The sequence below is a fragment of the Anaerosphaera multitolerans genome (genome assembly GCF_004006535.1).
GTDB classification, from domain to species: Bacteria; Bacillota; Clostridia; order Tissierellales; family Peptoniphilaceae; genus Anaerosphaera; species Anaerosphaera multitolerans.
The window spans coordinates 18,438-32,108 of the sequence record NZ_RLIH01000009.1; the positions used below are offsets into that span (position 1 = coordinate 18,438).

15 protein-coding genes are annotated in these 13,671 nt (G+C 30.4%); 7 read left to right on the forward strand and 8 right to left on the reverse strand.

Annotated elements, in window-relative coordinates:
* The first annotated feature begins 31 nt into the window (after positions 1–31).
* The 3 genes from EF514_RS06870 to EF514_RS06880 all read left to right on the forward strand — a co-directional run bounded on the left by EF514_RS06870 (position 32) and on the right by EF514_RS06880 (position 2,556).
* Positions 32–1,447 carry a basic amino acid/polyamine antiporter gene (locus EF514_RS06870; RefSeq protein ID WP_127724701.1) on the forward strand — a complete coding sequence of 472 codons (1,416 nt, stop codon included), beginning with the start codon at positions 32–34 and terminating at the stop codon, positions 1,445–1,447.
* Positions 1,448–1,534: 87 nt separating this feature from the next.
* Entirely contained in the window at positions 1,535–1,927 is a 393-nt protein-coding gene (locus EF514_RS06875) for a hypothetical protein (protein WP_127724702.1), read from the forward strand.
* Positions 1,928–2,025: 98 nt separating this feature from the next.
* Positions 2,026–2,556 carry an HD domain-containing protein gene (locus EF514_RS06880; protein WP_127724703.1) on the forward strand — a complete coding sequence of 177 codons (531 nt, stop codon included), beginning with the start codon at positions 2,026–2,028 and terminating at the stop codon, positions 2,554–2,556.
* Positions 2,557–2,601: 45 nt separating this feature from the next.
* Here the strand turns inward: EF514_RS06880 and EF514_RS06885 are convergent, their stop codons facing one another.
* Positions 2,602–4,287 (reverse strand): DUF2207 family protein, encoded by a 1,686-nt coding sequence (locus tag EF514_RS06885; RefSeq protein WP_127724704.1) that lies wholly within the window; start codon positions 4,285–4,287, stop codon positions 2,602–2,604.
* Positions 4,288–4,310: 23 nt separating this feature from the next.
* A complete protein-coding gene (locus EF514_RS06890; protein WP_127724705.1) occupies positions 4,311–4,847 on the reverse strand; it encodes a LemA family protein in 537 nt (178 codons plus the stop codon).
* 122 nt (positions 4,848–4,969) lie between these two features.
* On the opposite strand from EF514_RS06890, the gene EF514_RS06895 reads away from it, so the two are divergent.
* Complete coding sequence (locus EF514_RS06895; protein ID WP_127724706.1) at positions 4,970–5,743, forward strand: NifB/NifX family molybdenum-iron cluster-binding protein; 774 nt, start codon at positions 4,970–4,972, stop codon at positions 5,741–5,743.
* Positions 5,744–5,864: 121 nt separating this feature from the next.
* Here EF514_RS06895 and EF514_RS06900 read toward each other — a convergent pair whose 3' ends face one another.
* On the reverse strand, positions 5,865–6,260 hold the full coding sequence (locus tag EF514_RS06900) for an HIRAN domain-containing protein (RefSeq protein WP_205666388.1): 396 nt from the start codon (positions 6,258–6,260) through the stop codon (positions 5,865–5,867).
* A gap of 217 nt (positions 6,261–6,477) precedes the next feature.
* Here EF514_RS06900 and brnQ point away from each other — a divergent pair, with 217 nt between their 5' ends.
* Together brnQ and EF514_RS06910 are read left to right on the forward strand one after the other, a co-directional pair.
* Positions 6,478–7,791, forward strand: coding sequence for a branched-chain amino acid transport system II carrier protein (brnQ, locus tag EF514_RS06905; RefSeq protein ID WP_127724707.1), 1,314 nt, complete (start codon positions 6,478–6,480; stop codon positions 7,789–7,791).
* Positions 7,792–8,119: 328 nt separating this feature from the next.
* A complete protein-coding gene (locus tag EF514_RS06910) occupies positions 8,120–8,740 on the forward strand; it encodes a superoxide dismutase (protein ID WP_127724708.1) in 621 nt (206 codons plus the stop codon).
* Between the two features lie 56 nt (positions 8,741–8,796).
* Here the strand turns inward: EF514_RS06910 and EF514_RS06915 are convergent, their stop codons facing one another.
* Positions 8,797–9,810: a YeiH family protein gene (locus EF514_RS06915; protein WP_127724709.1), complete on the reverse strand. Its 1,014-nt coding sequence runs from the start codon at positions 9,808–9,810 to the stop codon at positions 8,797–8,799.
* A gap of 118 nt (positions 9,811–9,928) precedes the next feature.
* Between EF514_RS06915 and EF514_RS06920 the strand changes: the two genes are divergently transcribed.
* Positions 9,929–10,816, forward strand: a complete 888-nt coding sequence (locus EF514_RS06920) for a LysR family transcriptional regulator (RefSeq protein WP_164845564.1) — start codon at positions 9,929–9,931, stop codon at positions 10,814–10,816.
* A 63-nt stretch (positions 10,817–10,879) separates the two neighbouring features.
* Here EF514_RS06920 and EF514_RS06925 read toward each other — a convergent pair whose 3' ends face one another.
* The 4 genes from EF514_RS06925 to EF514_RS06940 form a co-directional block, all read right to left on the reverse strand.
* Positions 10,880–11,560 (reverse strand): methyltransferase family protein, encoded by a 681-nt coding sequence (locus EF514_RS06925; protein WP_127724711.1) that lies wholly within the window; start codon positions 11,558–11,560, stop codon positions 10,880–10,882.
* Between the two features lie 47 nt (positions 11,561–11,607).
* Positions 11,608–12,060, reverse strand: coding sequence for an NADPH-dependent FMN reductase family protein (locus EF514_RS06930; protein WP_127724712.1), 453 nt, complete (start codon positions 12,058–12,060; stop codon positions 11,608–11,610).
* 148 nt (positions 12,061–12,208) lie between these two features.
* Entirely contained in the window at positions 12,209–12,397 is a 189-nt protein-coding gene (locus EF514_RS06935) for a hypothetical protein (protein WP_127724713.1), read from the reverse strand.
* 124 nt (positions 12,398–12,521) lie between these two features.
* A complete protein-coding gene (locus EF514_RS06940) occupies positions 12,522–13,652 on the reverse strand; it encodes a baeRF3 domain-containing protein (protein ID WP_127724714.1) in 1,131 nt (376 codons plus the stop codon).
* Positions 13,653–13,671 lie beyond the last annotated feature (19 nt).

Sequence of the window (13,671 nt, forward strand, 5' to 3'; positions counted from 1 at the left end):
TACCTCTACTAATTAATTTAGGAGGAAATTCATGGCTAATGAAGAAAAAAAACTTAATATTTTATCTCTAATAGGTATTATCATCAGTGCCATAATAGGCGCAGGTATCTTTAACCTACCAAAGGAAATGGCAACCTCTGCTTCCGCAGGCGTAACTATTTTAAGTTGGATTATTTCAGGTATTGGAATGGGTTCACTGGCTTTCTCAATGCAAAATTTAAGCAATAAAAAACCTGACTTGCATGCAGGAATTTTCAGCTTTGCTCAAGAAGGCTTTGGCGATTTTATGGGCTTTAATTCCGTCTGGGGCTACTGGGTTTCAGTAATTGTCGGAAATGTAGCGTTTGGTACTTTGATGTTTAGTGCTCTAGGCTATTTCCTTCCCATATTTGAAGGTGGAGAAAACATCCCATCAATAGTAGGAGCTTCTATAATTTTATGGTTTATTCACTACATTATATGTAAAGGACTTGATAAAGCTACCTTTTTAAATACTCTGGTTATGATTGCTAAATTAATTCCCTTAATAATTTTTATAGTCTGCGTCATTGGAGGATTTAATAAGGGCATTTTCTTTCATAGATTTTGGAGTTTAAATACTGAAAATTTTTATCTTCCAGATGTTGTCCATCAACTTAAAAACACTATGCTCGTAACTGTATGGGTATTTATAGGAGTGGAAGGAGCAGTTGTATTCTCCGGTCGTGCTAAAAAAAGAAGTGATGTAGGAAAAGCAACTTTACTTGGATTTGCCACTGTTACTGTTATTTATATGAGTATTACCGTTTTTTCTTACGGCATTATGACTCAAGAAGAAATTAGAAGTTTGCCAAATCCTGCAATGGCATATATCTTAGAAAGAGTAATAGGAAAAGCCGGAGCCATAATAGTCAATTTAGGTGTTATTATTTCAATTTTCGGCGCATGGATTGCAAACACCTTACTTGCAGAAGAAGTATCCTATCAGGCAGGAGAAAGAAATTTATTTCCGGTTATTTTTACTAAGGAAAATAAAAACAAAATACCTATTAACGCCTTAATTATTACCAACATAATTGTCCAAGTATTGTTACTTTCCTTTATAGTTACAGATCAAGCTTATTCAATATTATCTCAACTTTCTTCTGCAATTATACTATTACCCTATACATGTGTAGCACTATACCAATTGAAAGTAACTTATACAGAAAAGCAATCGGATTCACTTGGAAATTACATTGTCGGAATAATTGCCACTGCCTATATGTTATGGCTGGTGTATGCTTCAGGATTTATGTATACTGTGCTTACAATGCTTACTATTTTACCTGGAGCAATTATGTTTATTTACGTTAGAAAATACTATAAGCAACAAATTTTTAAAAACTATGAAGTTTTTATATTTATAATTGTCGCAGCACTCTTTGTTTATGGTTTAATTCAATTACCTCTAATTATGGCATTATAAATTTCTTCATATAAAAAAGGAAGAATTAAGTTCTTTCTTTTTTAATGTTTAAAATATTGTGGTATTATAAAAGTAGGAGGTGGTAGTATGTCTAATTTAGTTCCTATTAAAAAACATATAAAAGAAATTTTAAAGGATATTGAAGACATTGAAAAAGATTTAAACTCCGCCAAAAACTGGGGAATTTTTGATATTTTTAAAGGCAAGGGCCTTACCAGTCTTATGAAACACAGTAGAATAAGTGACGCCGAGAGAAAGTTCAACAAATTGAAAAAAGAGTTAAATATTTTATCTGAGGAATTAGAAAAAGCAAATATATACTATGATTTTGAATTTAAAAATAGCAGTATTAATACTTTTTTAGATATTTTTGTAGATAATATATTTTCAGATTTTTACAGTCAATCAAATATAAATGTAAATAGAGAGAAAATCAAAAGACTAAAGACTTCCCTTGAGACTTTATATGAAAAATTTTAATTTTTTAAAATTTCTTTACTAAACCTTAATATCTTTTTAATTGTTTTTAGTGAATACTGATTTATAATTTAAGTATAAAAGAAATCTGGTGATGTTCAATGAAAGAAAATAATTTAATCTATAAAGAATTAGTTGAAAGTAAAATAGATGAACTTAAAGCTCAAAGACGATTTTTCGAAATGAAAAAGTATATACAACATGGTAACACTACTGTTTTTGAGCACTCCTACAAAGTTGCTCTATTAAGCTGTAAAATTTCAAATACCTTAAGATTAAAAGTAAATCATTCAAACTTGATTAAAGGGGCCATGCTCCATGATTATTTCCTATATGATTGGCATGATACAAAAAATAAAGCAGTACTACATGGTATAAATCATCCGAAAGTAGCTTTGAAAAATGCAAAGGAAGATTTTGAAATTAATAGGGTTGAGGAAGATATAATTTTAAGACATATGTTTCCGTTAAATCCTCTTCCTCCAAGGTATCTTGAAAGTTGGGTAGTGTGTGTTGCAGATAAAATTTCCGCTGTTACAGAAACTATATCTCCAATTAAGATTTACTATAGAAACACTTTGATTTTTTGTAATAAAATCATTTTTTTAGCTAAAAATTTAATTATAAGTTAAAGTATAGAGGCTGCAGACATATTTATTGTCAACAGCCTCTATTTTTTATCTCGAACCTCCTCCGGAACCTCCGCCAAAGGAACCTCCTCCACCTCCAATGCTGGAAAATCCACTTCCTCCTGCACTGGAACTTGAAATTCTATCGTAATAGGTAGAACTAAATCCTCGTGAATACATATTTATATAATATATTGCAGCTAAATCATAAGTTGTCTCTTTATAATAATTTGGATATATATTTTCAAACTCCCTTCTCACTTCTTCAGCAATACCAAATAGAGAAGCATAAATTAAAAAGTCATCCCATATATGAACATTATAAGAATCTCTGGAATTTAAAAGAGAATAATCCTTAAGGTACTGTTGAAACTTAACTAAGTTTTCTGAAAGTTCTTTTCCCTTTTCACTATATACTGTATACAAGTACTTTGAATATCTGTTTAGCTGTACTTCTGTTTCTAAATAACCTCTATCTTTTAATATATTTCTTGAAATATCTTTAAAATCTCCTAACTTACTTTCAAGAGTTTCATAATTTTCCTTAGCCCACTCTTTAAAGTCGTTTTCATTTAGTACTCCATCTCCTTTAGATGCTTCTAAAATTATGGAGTATATATATTTTTCTACTTTATCTTCACTTTTCAAATTTTCATTTAAGATTTTAAAAGAAATCGTGTCTTTCTTTATAAACATACCTTTGGTATCCTTTAAAGCTTCTATATTTTCCTCTTTTATCCACTTTAAAAAATATGCCGAAATATAATTTTCTAAAGAGTTTTCCCAACTGGTGTTAAATATTAAAAACAAATCTCCAATATTTCCATTATAGGGAACCTCTCTAAAATATTCTCCCTTTAAATTTTTCTTATTTAGAACTAATTTATCTACTTTTGTACCTTCATAATCAGCTGAACGCACATATTTCGCCCTCTTATTTAAGAGATATATTACTAATAAGATAATTCCCGCAAATAGTACGGCTAAAAAAATTGAAGTTCCAATATCTACATAATCAGATCCTTTAAAGGCCAAGTTTCTATAGTATTCAAAATCCTCATCTATTACAGAATCAGTATTAAAAATTCCATTTTCAAACTGTACCAATAAAGTTAAATAATTACTCTTTGAAAAACCTTTAGTCGATTTTGCATTAATTACGCCATCTTGAAAGTATTTCTCTCCTTCAAAACCAAAAGTCCAAATTTTAGAATTGTTTTCATTTATTTCAAGGTTGTTAGCATATACTTTTAAGTTTGCATTTTCAGGTGGTTCCGCTAAATCATCATTTATAAATTCCCAGTATACCATTTGATAATCATTTAACTGTTTTACAAAATTTGTTATTCTATACTGGACTACAAACTCATTATTGGAATAATTAGTTTTCCCAAAGGTCAATTCATATCCATTGGGAGTTTTAACAAATCCATATTTCCCGGCCTTTTCCTCAAAAGACCAATCAATGTCCCAGTTATCTACAAACTCCATAGGTTGTCCATTGTAATAAACTGTATAGTCCACTATTGTAGAATCAGCTAAGTTCTCAATTACAATATAATGTTCCGTATTGTCATCATCATAATAATTCCACTTGCTGTTTATAATGGCATCTCCATTTTCCTGAAGTTCCACCGTAATATCTACATCATACAACTCCGTAGCAAAACTTTTTGATGGAAATATAAATATGATGAACAACATTAAAAATAATTTTAAATATTTATTTTTCATATTAGCCTCTTTAATTTTAAATATTACCAAGAAGGCATATTCTCCTTGTTTTCAGTAGTTTTAAAATACTCCTCTTGCGTGAAATTAAAAACACTTGCAATAAGGCTATTCGGAAAACTTTGAACACTGGTATTGTACTTAGTAACAGTATCATTATAAATCATTCGTGAATGTCTTACGTTATCCTCATATTTCCCTATTTGAGTCATAGTGTCTCTATATACTTCTGAAGCTTTTAAATCCGGATAATTCTCCGCAACTACGTTAATTCTTCCCAATGCCTGTCCAAATAAATTTTCTTCTTTTTCAAAGTCATTTACTTCCGAATCTCTGCTTACATGTGTTCTGCTGTCTGTAATTTCCTTTAACAACTCATATTCATGTTCTTGGTATAATTTTGTAGCTTCAATTAAACTACTAATGGCATCCCATCTTGATTCTATTTGCGTAGCAATTTGCCCCTTTGCATTTCTCACCATTTCCCTTTGTTTTACAAATCCGTTGTACATTGAAACAACTACCAAAGCTATAACTATTAATATTACTATTATAGGTATCATTTTATTTTCCTCCTATCAAGCTAGACTTTTCAAAAATATATATTTATTATACTATAATCCTCTTGACTATAATAGTTTTTTATATTATTATTAGCATAAGCCAATAATAAATAGGAGGTTTTATGGCACGACAAATTCAAAATAAAATAATAAGGTCGCAACCTTCGCTTAATTCTTGGTCTCCATCAGATGAATATAAAGACTTACCTAATTCAAAACTAATTTTACATTTAGAGGAATGGGAATGTTTAAGATTAGTAGATTATATGAGCCTTTCACAACAAGAAGCCGCAGCGTCAATGGAAATATCAAGACAAAGTGTGCAATACTTACTCCAATCAGCACGAAAAAAAGTAGCTCGTGCACTTGTAGAGGGAATTCCCCTACTAATTGATGGAGGGAATTATGAACTATTATTAGAAGAAAACACAAATATAGAAAGGAAGAATGAAATGAAAGTAGCAGTAACATTTGAAAATGAAAAAGTTTTTCCCCACTTTGGAAGAACACCATTCTTTGCAATTTATGAAATTGAAAACGGAAATATTGTTGAAAAAAGTATTTTAGAGACACCTGCATCAGGTCACGGAGCTCTAGTTGATTTTTTAACAGAAAAAAATATAGAAGCACTTATTTGCGGAGGTATTGGCGGAGGTGCCGTTAATGCATTGAGAGAAGCCGGCATTTCAATTTACGCAGGTGCTACAGGCAGCGCTGATGAACAGGTTAATTCCTTTATAAAAGGTCAGCTTACCGTGAATATGGAAGCAAACTGTAACCACCATCATGAACACCATCATAAACATAATCACAACCACAGACATGAAAATGGAGGCGAATGTCAGAACCATAAGCATAATCATAATCACAACCATAAACACTGTCATGGTCATTAATTAATTTCGGTACCATTATCTTAGATTATGAAGAGATTGAAAACTCAACTCTTCATACCTGCAATGCAGGTAAGCAAGATAATTCACAAAAACCCCTGATTTCCACAGGGGTTTTTAAATTCTAATCATCAATATTAAATTCATTAAAAATATTTTCCATAGTTGTAGAGTCTAAAAAATCCAATACATCTGAAATATCACTACTTAAAACTTTACATATTGCAGAATCTTTAGTTATAAACATAACTTCAAGATAGCCGCCCAAATTTAAATAATCATATATTCTGCCGGCACTTTTAGTACCTTTAATTACTGTATAAGGACTATTGGCAACATAACCTACAATATACATATCCTCATTTACTACTACAATTGCATCTTGATCATATTTATTTTTATAATCTTTAATTCCTATTAATTTCATCCCAATTTCAAGTAACTTAGAGGCTTCATAATGTTTTAACCCCGTAAGGGTAACATATAAATCCTCATATATCTCTTCATATAATTCTTCCATAAGTACTCCCCTTATCTACACATCATGGTTTATTTATTATACCACTCTTATCTTTGAAACACTACGTACCATTTATTTACACTTTACTTTACTTGACATTTTTACAATTCCCATTATAAACTATATAAGTTAAATTAATAAAATAATTAATATACTTAGATCAATTTTAAAATTTTTCAATTTTCAAGTATACTAACGCTAAATTTAGGAGACTTTAATGAATTCAAAAAAACGTGATATTTTAATTATGGGATTTGCACTCTTTGCTATTTTTTTTGGAGCAGGAAACCTAATATTTCCTCCTATGCTTGGGAATATGGCAGGTTCAAGGTGGAGCATTGCAACTGCCGGATTTTTATCAACTGACCCAGTACTGCCCATATTGGGAGTTATTGCAACTGCCCTTGTAGGCGGACGCCCTGAAGACTTAGGTAAAAGAGTTAGTCCAAGATTCGGGATTTTTCTTTCAGCTATTGCAATATTGCTTATAGGTCCAATACTTTCTGTGCCTAGAACTGCTGCCACAACTTTTGAAATAGCAATAAAACCCTATATAAATTCGAATTATTCAAATATGGCCATGGTTGGTACATCTATTATATTTTTTGCTGTAACCTATTATTTTTGTATGAATGAAAGTAATGTAATTAATATTATAGGGAAATTTTTAACTCCCGGTTTATTAATAGTACTTGCCGCAATTATTATAAAATGTATTTTCATTCCCATAGGTCCAATCGTTGAAACAGATATGACAAATCCATACCATTTCGGTTTCACTGAAGGTTACCAAACTATGGATGCTCTAGGCTCGCCTTTAATGTGCGGAATAGTCCTTACAGATTTAATACGTAAAGGCTATACAACTAGAAAAGAACAAAAAAATATGATTATAAAAGTTGGTATTGTAGCAGGAGTTTTATTGATGTTTATATATGGAGGGCTTGCCTTTGTAGGCGCCACAACATCTTCCATACCTGAAACTGATAGAGTATTACTTCTTTTAAAGTCTATTAACAGCATTTACGGAAACACAGGTAAAATAATAATGGGAGTTGCGGTTACCCTTGCCTGCTTAACAACTTCTGTGGGTTTAATTGCCACAGCTGGTAATTTTTTCAACTATACATCAAAAGGTAGAATATCCTATATAGGCGTAGTAAGAATTTCAATAATAGTAAGTACTTTAATATCATTATTGTCAGTTTCCGGAATAGTCAAATTAGCAACTCCAATGTTACTAACTATTTTCCCAATTATTATTGTCCTAATATTCTTGACCCTTTTTGATAACTATATTAAATATGATTTAAGCTATGTAGGTCCTGTTATAAGTGCAGGGATTATTGGACTAATTGATGCTTTACACAGTACCTTCAATATGTTTGATAAATTATACAGCTATATTGAAATGCTGCCCTTTGCTAAAAGCGGATTTCCTTGGTTAGTACCGTCAATAATATTCTTTATAGTATTTACAATTTTGGGAGCTCTTATCCAAAGTAAAGACACCAAAAAAATTAGCCTATAAACTCCTCTTATTAAAATAAGAGGAGCTTTTTTGCACCACTTAAAAATTCCTATAATATTATACTCATGTCTTAAAATAACCTTTAACATTAAAATATATTTTTAATTATAAATCTAAAATAGTTCTATTTAACAACAGTTAAAGCAATTATTTTATTAATTCTTTATATTAATAGACTTCAACAAAATTTATCTTTTTAAATTAATTTATAAAATATTTTAACAATAATGATTATCATTATCTTGGCTGGGTATATAAAGACTACAGATAATTACAGATTGTTTCTGTTTAAATATTAAATAAATTTAAATTATATGGAGGAATTAAAATGACTTATAAATTACCGGAATTAGGATATGAATACGATGCTTTAGAGCCCCACATTGACGCTCAAACTATGGAGATTCACCTTACTAAACACCATCAAACCTACGTTGATAAATTAAACGGCGCTTTGGAAAATAATCCTGAACTTCAGGAACTTAAACTCCCTGAATTGTTGTTAAAACATAAGGAATTACCTGAAAATATTAGACAAGCTGTTATAAATAATGGCGGCGGACACTATAACCATTCATTGTTTTGGAAATTAATAGCTCCAGGTGGAAGTAAGGAACCTGTAGGAGATTTAAAGAAAATTATTGAGGAAAACTTTGGAAGTCTTGAAGATTTTAAATCTAAATTCAGCGATGCTGCCGCAAGTCGTTTTGGCAGTGGTTGGGCATGGTTAGTATATGATAACGGAAAAGTTTCCATTGAATCTACTCCTAACCAAGATAACCCTGTAATGGAAGGTAAGAGAGTTATAATAGGTTTAGACGTTTGGGAACACGCATATTATTTAAAATATCAAAACAGAAGACCTGAATATATTAACGCTTTTTGGAACGTAATCAACTGGGACTATGCAGAAGAAAGATATCAATATATTTTAAAAACAAGCAAGTAACAGCAAAAGCTTTCGATTAATTAATCGAAAGCTTTGTCTTTTGTACTCTTTAATTTTTAAGCTCCTAAAATAATACCTTGAGCAAAAAGCGCAACTATTACTACAGAAGTATCTATAATCACTCCTGCAATCATCGGCGTAATACCCACGCCTGCCACTTCCTTTAAACTGGTTTTCATACCTATTGAGGCAAGTGCCATGGCCAAAAACAGTTTAGATATGTTTGATATACTTCCAACGGCAACTTCAGGGATGATGCCGGTGCTTTTTATTCCGACTACTACTAAAAATAATAATATAAACCATGGAAATATCTCCATGACTTTAACTTTATTAATTGTTGTCGCATAGGCACTTTGGGCTTTCTTCTTTGCATTAATCCAAGAAAATACAAGAACTACAGGTACTATAAACAATGTCCGAGTAAGTTTTACTATTGTCGCAAGGGCTCCTGCCGCATCGGAAAAAGCATATCCTGCCGCTACTACAGATGAAGTGTCATTTACCGCAGTTCCTATCCATAATCCATATCCTGTATCTGAAAGTCCCAACATACGACCAATTATCGGAAATAATATTACAGTTATTATGTCAAAGAGAAATGTTGCTGATATGGCATAGGCAATATCTCTCTCCTCAGCTTCAATTGTAGGTCCCAATGTTGCAACAGCAGTACCTCCACAAATTGCAGTACTGACAGCTAGTAAGTTTGTCAACTTCCAATTAATTTTAAATATTTTCCCACACACTTGAGCCACTGCAAAGGAAGTAGTAAGTGTAAAAGCCATTAAAAGCAATCCGTACTTTCCCGCTTGAAGTACTTGAAGAAAACTTAAATTGATTCCCATTAAAATTATTCCCAACTTCAATATAAACCTAGAAACCCAGTTGATGCCATCATTGAAAAAACCAAATTTTTCTACAACGGGATTTAACAACATACCTATAATAAGTGCAAGTAAAGTAGCTCCTAAAATATCCTTAGGAATAAAATCATTTAACAATGTTGCAGAAATAGCAACTGCCGTTGCCAGTATAATTCCCGGCAAATATTTTTTTAATTTATCCATTTTCTCCCTCATTCTTTATTTTTTGACTATCACTATTGATTATACTTTCTTCCAATGATAAAATCTAATCATTAAAAATTATTTTACTATAATTTAATTTTATAATGAGGTGGAATATTTGCTTGATTATCGTTGTGAAACTTTTTTAGTATTAAGTGAACTTTTAAATTACACTAAGACTGCTCAAAAATTGAACATTACTCAACCAGGAGTTACTCAACATATTAAATATCTTGAAGAATACTATAAATGTAATCTATTTGAATACAAGAATAGAAAAGTAGCTCTTACAGAAAACGGTATAAAGCTTAAAGAATTTTTAACTAAGATAATCTCTGATGAAAACTATTTTAAAGAACATATTCTAAGTAGAGAAAAGAATAATAAACCTATTCACTTCGGCGCCACCTTAACTATTGGAGAATATATTATGCCGGACATACTATCTGTTTTATTCAAGAAAAATCCTGACTATAAAATCGATATGAGTGTTGCTAATACTCAGCAACTTTTGGAAAAACTGCTTCAAGGAACTATTTCCTTTGCTTTAGTTGAAGGAGCCTTTGATAAATTTAAATACGGCTACGAATTTCTGAGTTCCGAAAATTTTATAGGAGTATGCGCTCCTAATTCTAACTTACTTAAAGAAAATTCACTTGAAGAAATATTTAAACATTCACTTATTATTAGAGAAGCAGGCTCAGGAACAAGGGAGGTATTTGAAAATATTTTACATCAGCAAAATTTTTCTTTGAAAAACTTTAAAAATATTATAGAAATCGGCAATATGTCTGCAATTAAAAAAATGGTTGCCAATAATTTAGGGATTACTTTTTTATATGAAGCAGCTGTTAAAAAAGAACTTCAGGAAGGAACTTTATGTAAATTAAATATTCCCAAACTCAGTGCTATTAGAGAATTCAATTTTATCTATTTAAAAGACAGTCTCCATAAAAATGAATATTTAAACTGGTTCTATGTATTTCGTAACATTTATAGGACTTAAACTTTTTGCTAATTGTATATGTTTACAAAAATATTAGAACGATGTTTTCTTAAAATTTGTAAACTACCAAATAAAAGGTATTAAACGATACTTTACTTTCTCCGTATATTCTTCATATCCCTTTAGTTCCTTAATTAAGAGATTTTCTTCTTCCTTTATTCTCTTTATTATAATTATGGGATAAAACACCATTGGTATAAGCGCATACCATGAACCCAAAATTAAAGGAGTTGGTATAAATATTAGAAGTGTGGAAAAATATAAGGGATGACGAACTAAAGAATAAATCCCCTCACTTATCAGCTTTTGATCTTCAACAACCTTAACTATCCTTGACGCATAGGTGTTTTGCAATATTACAATTGTATAAATTACATAACCGACAATCATTAATACTAAGGAAATAATTACTAATTTAACAGAAGGAGTAGACCATTTAAATCGAAAGTCCAATCCTGCCAGTATAAAAGTTAATATAAAAAATAAAGCACTTAAGATTATGTTTACTCTTTGCTCTTTATTAGGTTCTCTAGAAAGCAATCTTCTCTTCAAGGTTTCCGGTTCTTTTACTAATAAATAAATCCCAAAAAATAACATTAAAACAGCCATTGAAGAAATATAAATCCAAGCGTTAATATACTTCACAGTACCTGCTGTAGAAAATAGTAAGAATCCTATAATTAAAAATCCCAAGCCGAATTTAACTGCCATATTCAAAATTAATTGAAGTTTAGTTTTACTCATTACCTTCACCAGTTAATTAGTAGTATTTTTCATTATTAGTATAACTACTAATCCTTTAATAAAATATTTTCTAAAAATTCATTTACCTTTTTAAAATCTTCTTCATTTGGACGTCCTTTAGCAATTCCCCCTATTAATTTATAAGGCCCAAAGGTATCATATCCTTTACAGTTAAAAGCTCCCTTTACATTAAATCCTTTATCTTTTAAAACCTTAGAAAACTTTTTTCCACTTCTTTTACTTCCATCTCCACTTGTGTATATAAGAAATACATTTTCAGGAAGATTTTCATTTCCCTCTAGAAATTCATAAATTGATTTATGAAACTTTGAAAAATATATTCCAGAGGCAAAGCCCAACATTTCATACTCAGAAAGGTCTTTCACCTCAGTATTTAGAATATTAAATAAATCTATAGGATATTTCTTTTTCATACTAAACAATAATTTCTCTGTATTTTTATGGTGAATTGACGCATATACAATTGCAACTTTTTTCATTTCACACCTCTTTAAAATTTATGTTTTTAATAATTCTTCCCAATTGACTTCTTAAATATTAACCCCTAATCTATATTTTCATTTCTAAATAAAAATTAAGGCACTATTGTCTTAAAGCGCCTTAATTTTTCTATGTAATTCAATAAAGTTAGTACATTCCGTCAGGATAGCTTCTATTTAAAGCTTCCAAAAACTCATCATATACATCAACATAAACTCTATATAAATCTTGATATATGGAGTCGGCATCAGTTGATGTAAATTTTAGCTTTGAATTAAAAGACAACTCAATACACTTAATAGCTAAATCATGTGCTCTTTTTTGATTATTAGTCATATTTGACACCACCTTATCTAAAATACAACTTACTACTATTCTTAGTTACTTGTTACCCATAATTAATTTAACTTATTCTACTTATGAATTTAAAAAAATAAAAAGGTATAAAACCTTTTTATTTTTAATATCTATATATTGCTGCAACACCGGTTTCTGTAGGCATTCTCTCCTTTGGTAGCATTACTACCTCACCCTTTGTTCCCAAAACCAATGTTCCTATTGCATCTAGAAGATCTCCTGTTTCTACGTCATCAAGAGGTTTATCTTCAATTTCTCCTGTCTCCTTATTAATTTTTCCGGGAATAATCTTATCCGATTCCAAAAGCACAGTATCTACTCTGCCCTCTAAAGATTTTTTAATTACATCTTCCAAATCTTCGCTTCCTAAGTCCTTGGCTTTTGCATTATTGTATAGCTCTACTAATTCCGCAGTTCTATCTAAGTACATTTTTTCAATAATTTTCCAAGATTCTTTTCTGATTTCCTCAAGCTCCAAAGCTTCAAAATCTTTAAAAATTCCCTCTTCCACTAGGTATTTATTTGCAGAAAGTTTTCTAAACTCTCCTTGATACTCTTTTAAGGCAACGAGAACTAAAGGAGCTTTAAATGGCTTAGAGTAATTTTCCCAAACAAATTTATCAATATATCTTAAATATTTTTCAATATCTTTGGCAATTTCATCTTTTCTGCTTCCGGTTCCAAACATAGCCCCCGACCCTGATACTGAAATACTTGGAGAAGTATATTGATCTCCTAGAACATCAGTTATTTTTATAGGAGTATCTTCTGAAAAACTCAATTCTCTAAGACCGTACCTATCTCCATAATACAATTTAAATATTTGTCTGTTAAGCCCTAATACATAGTACTTATCCGTAGATTGGAAAACCCTTATTAGAGGTTTTATATGGAAACTATCTGATACCACAGTAAATTCCTTTATATACCTATATAAATTATAAATTACACATTTGTTTCTGTTTAATAAAATAGCTAAACCATCTTTTGTATTGTTCCAAAAATCATAGTCCTGTTCCAGTTTATAGAGCGGCTCCAAAATTTTTTCAACTTCTCTTTTAGAAAATTTTTGTTCTAAACTCCTTTCAGCCTTTTGAATTTGATTTTTAAACATTATCTTATCTTGCTGGTTTCCTTCTTTATGTCTGTGCGTAGGTTGATAAATAGATATACATACTTCATCTTTTTCAAAAAGTATATCATTAGGAAAATCTTGTACTATTTCATACTTCATAAAAACAACCTCCTTATAT

What these genes read in the sequence shown, in the direction of transcription:
- EF514_RS06870 (WP_127724701.1), top strand. Translation starts at nt 32, where the DNA reads ATGGCTAATGAAGAAAAAAAACTTAATATTTTATCTCTAATAGGTATT.
- EF514_RS06875 (WP_127724702.1), top strand. Translation starts at nt 1,535, where the DNA reads ATGTCTAATTTAGTTCCTATTAAAAAACATATAAAAGAAATTTTAAAG.
- EF514_RS06880 (WP_127724703.1), top strand. Translation starts at nt 2,026, where the DNA reads ATGAAAGAAAATAATTTAATCTATAAAGAATTAGTTGAAAGTAAAATA.
- EF514_RS06885 (WP_127724704.1), bottom strand. Translation starts at nt 4,287, where the DNA reads ATGAAAAATAAATATTTAAAATTATTTTTAATGTTGTTCATCATATTT.
- EF514_RS06890 (WP_127724705.1), bottom strand. Translation starts at nt 4,847, where the DNA reads ATGATACCTATAATAGTAATATTAATAGTTATAGCTTTGGTAGTTGTT.
- EF514_RS06895 (WP_127724706.1), top strand. Translation starts at nt 4,970, where the DNA reads ATGGCACGACAAATTCAAAATAAAATAATAAGGTCGCAACCTTCGCTT.
- EF514_RS06900 (WP_205666388.1), bottom strand. Translation starts at nt 6,260, where the DNA reads ATGGAAGAATTATATGAAGAGATATATGAGGATTTATATGTTACCCTT.
- brnQ (WP_127724707.1), top strand. Translation starts at nt 6,478, where the DNA reads ATGAATTCAAAAAAACGTGATATTTTAATTATGGGATTTGCACTCTTT.
- EF514_RS06910 (WP_127724708.1), top strand. Translation starts at nt 8,120, where the DNA reads ATGACTTATAAATTACCGGAATTAGGATATGAATACGATGCTTTAGAG.
- EF514_RS06915 (WP_127724709.1), bottom strand. Translation starts at nt 9,810, where the DNA reads ATGGATAAATTAAAAAAATATTTGCCGGGAATTATACTGGCAACGGCA.
- EF514_RS06925 (WP_127724711.1), bottom strand. Translation starts at nt 11,560, where the DNA reads ATGAGTAAAACTAAACTTCAATTAATTTTGAATATGGCAGTTAAATTC.
- EF514_RS06930 (WP_127724712.1), bottom strand. Translation starts at nt 12,060, where the DNA reads ATGAAAAAAGTTGCAATTGTATATGCGTCAATTCACCATAAAAATACA.
- EF514_RS06935 (WP_127724713.1), bottom strand. Translation starts at nt 12,397, where the DNA reads ATGACTAATAATCAAAAAAGAGCACATGATTTAGCTATTAAGTGTATT.
- EF514_RS06940 (WP_127724714.1), bottom strand. Translation starts at nt 13,652, where the DNA reads ATGAAGTATGAAATAGTACAAGATTTTCCTAATGATATACTTTTTGAA.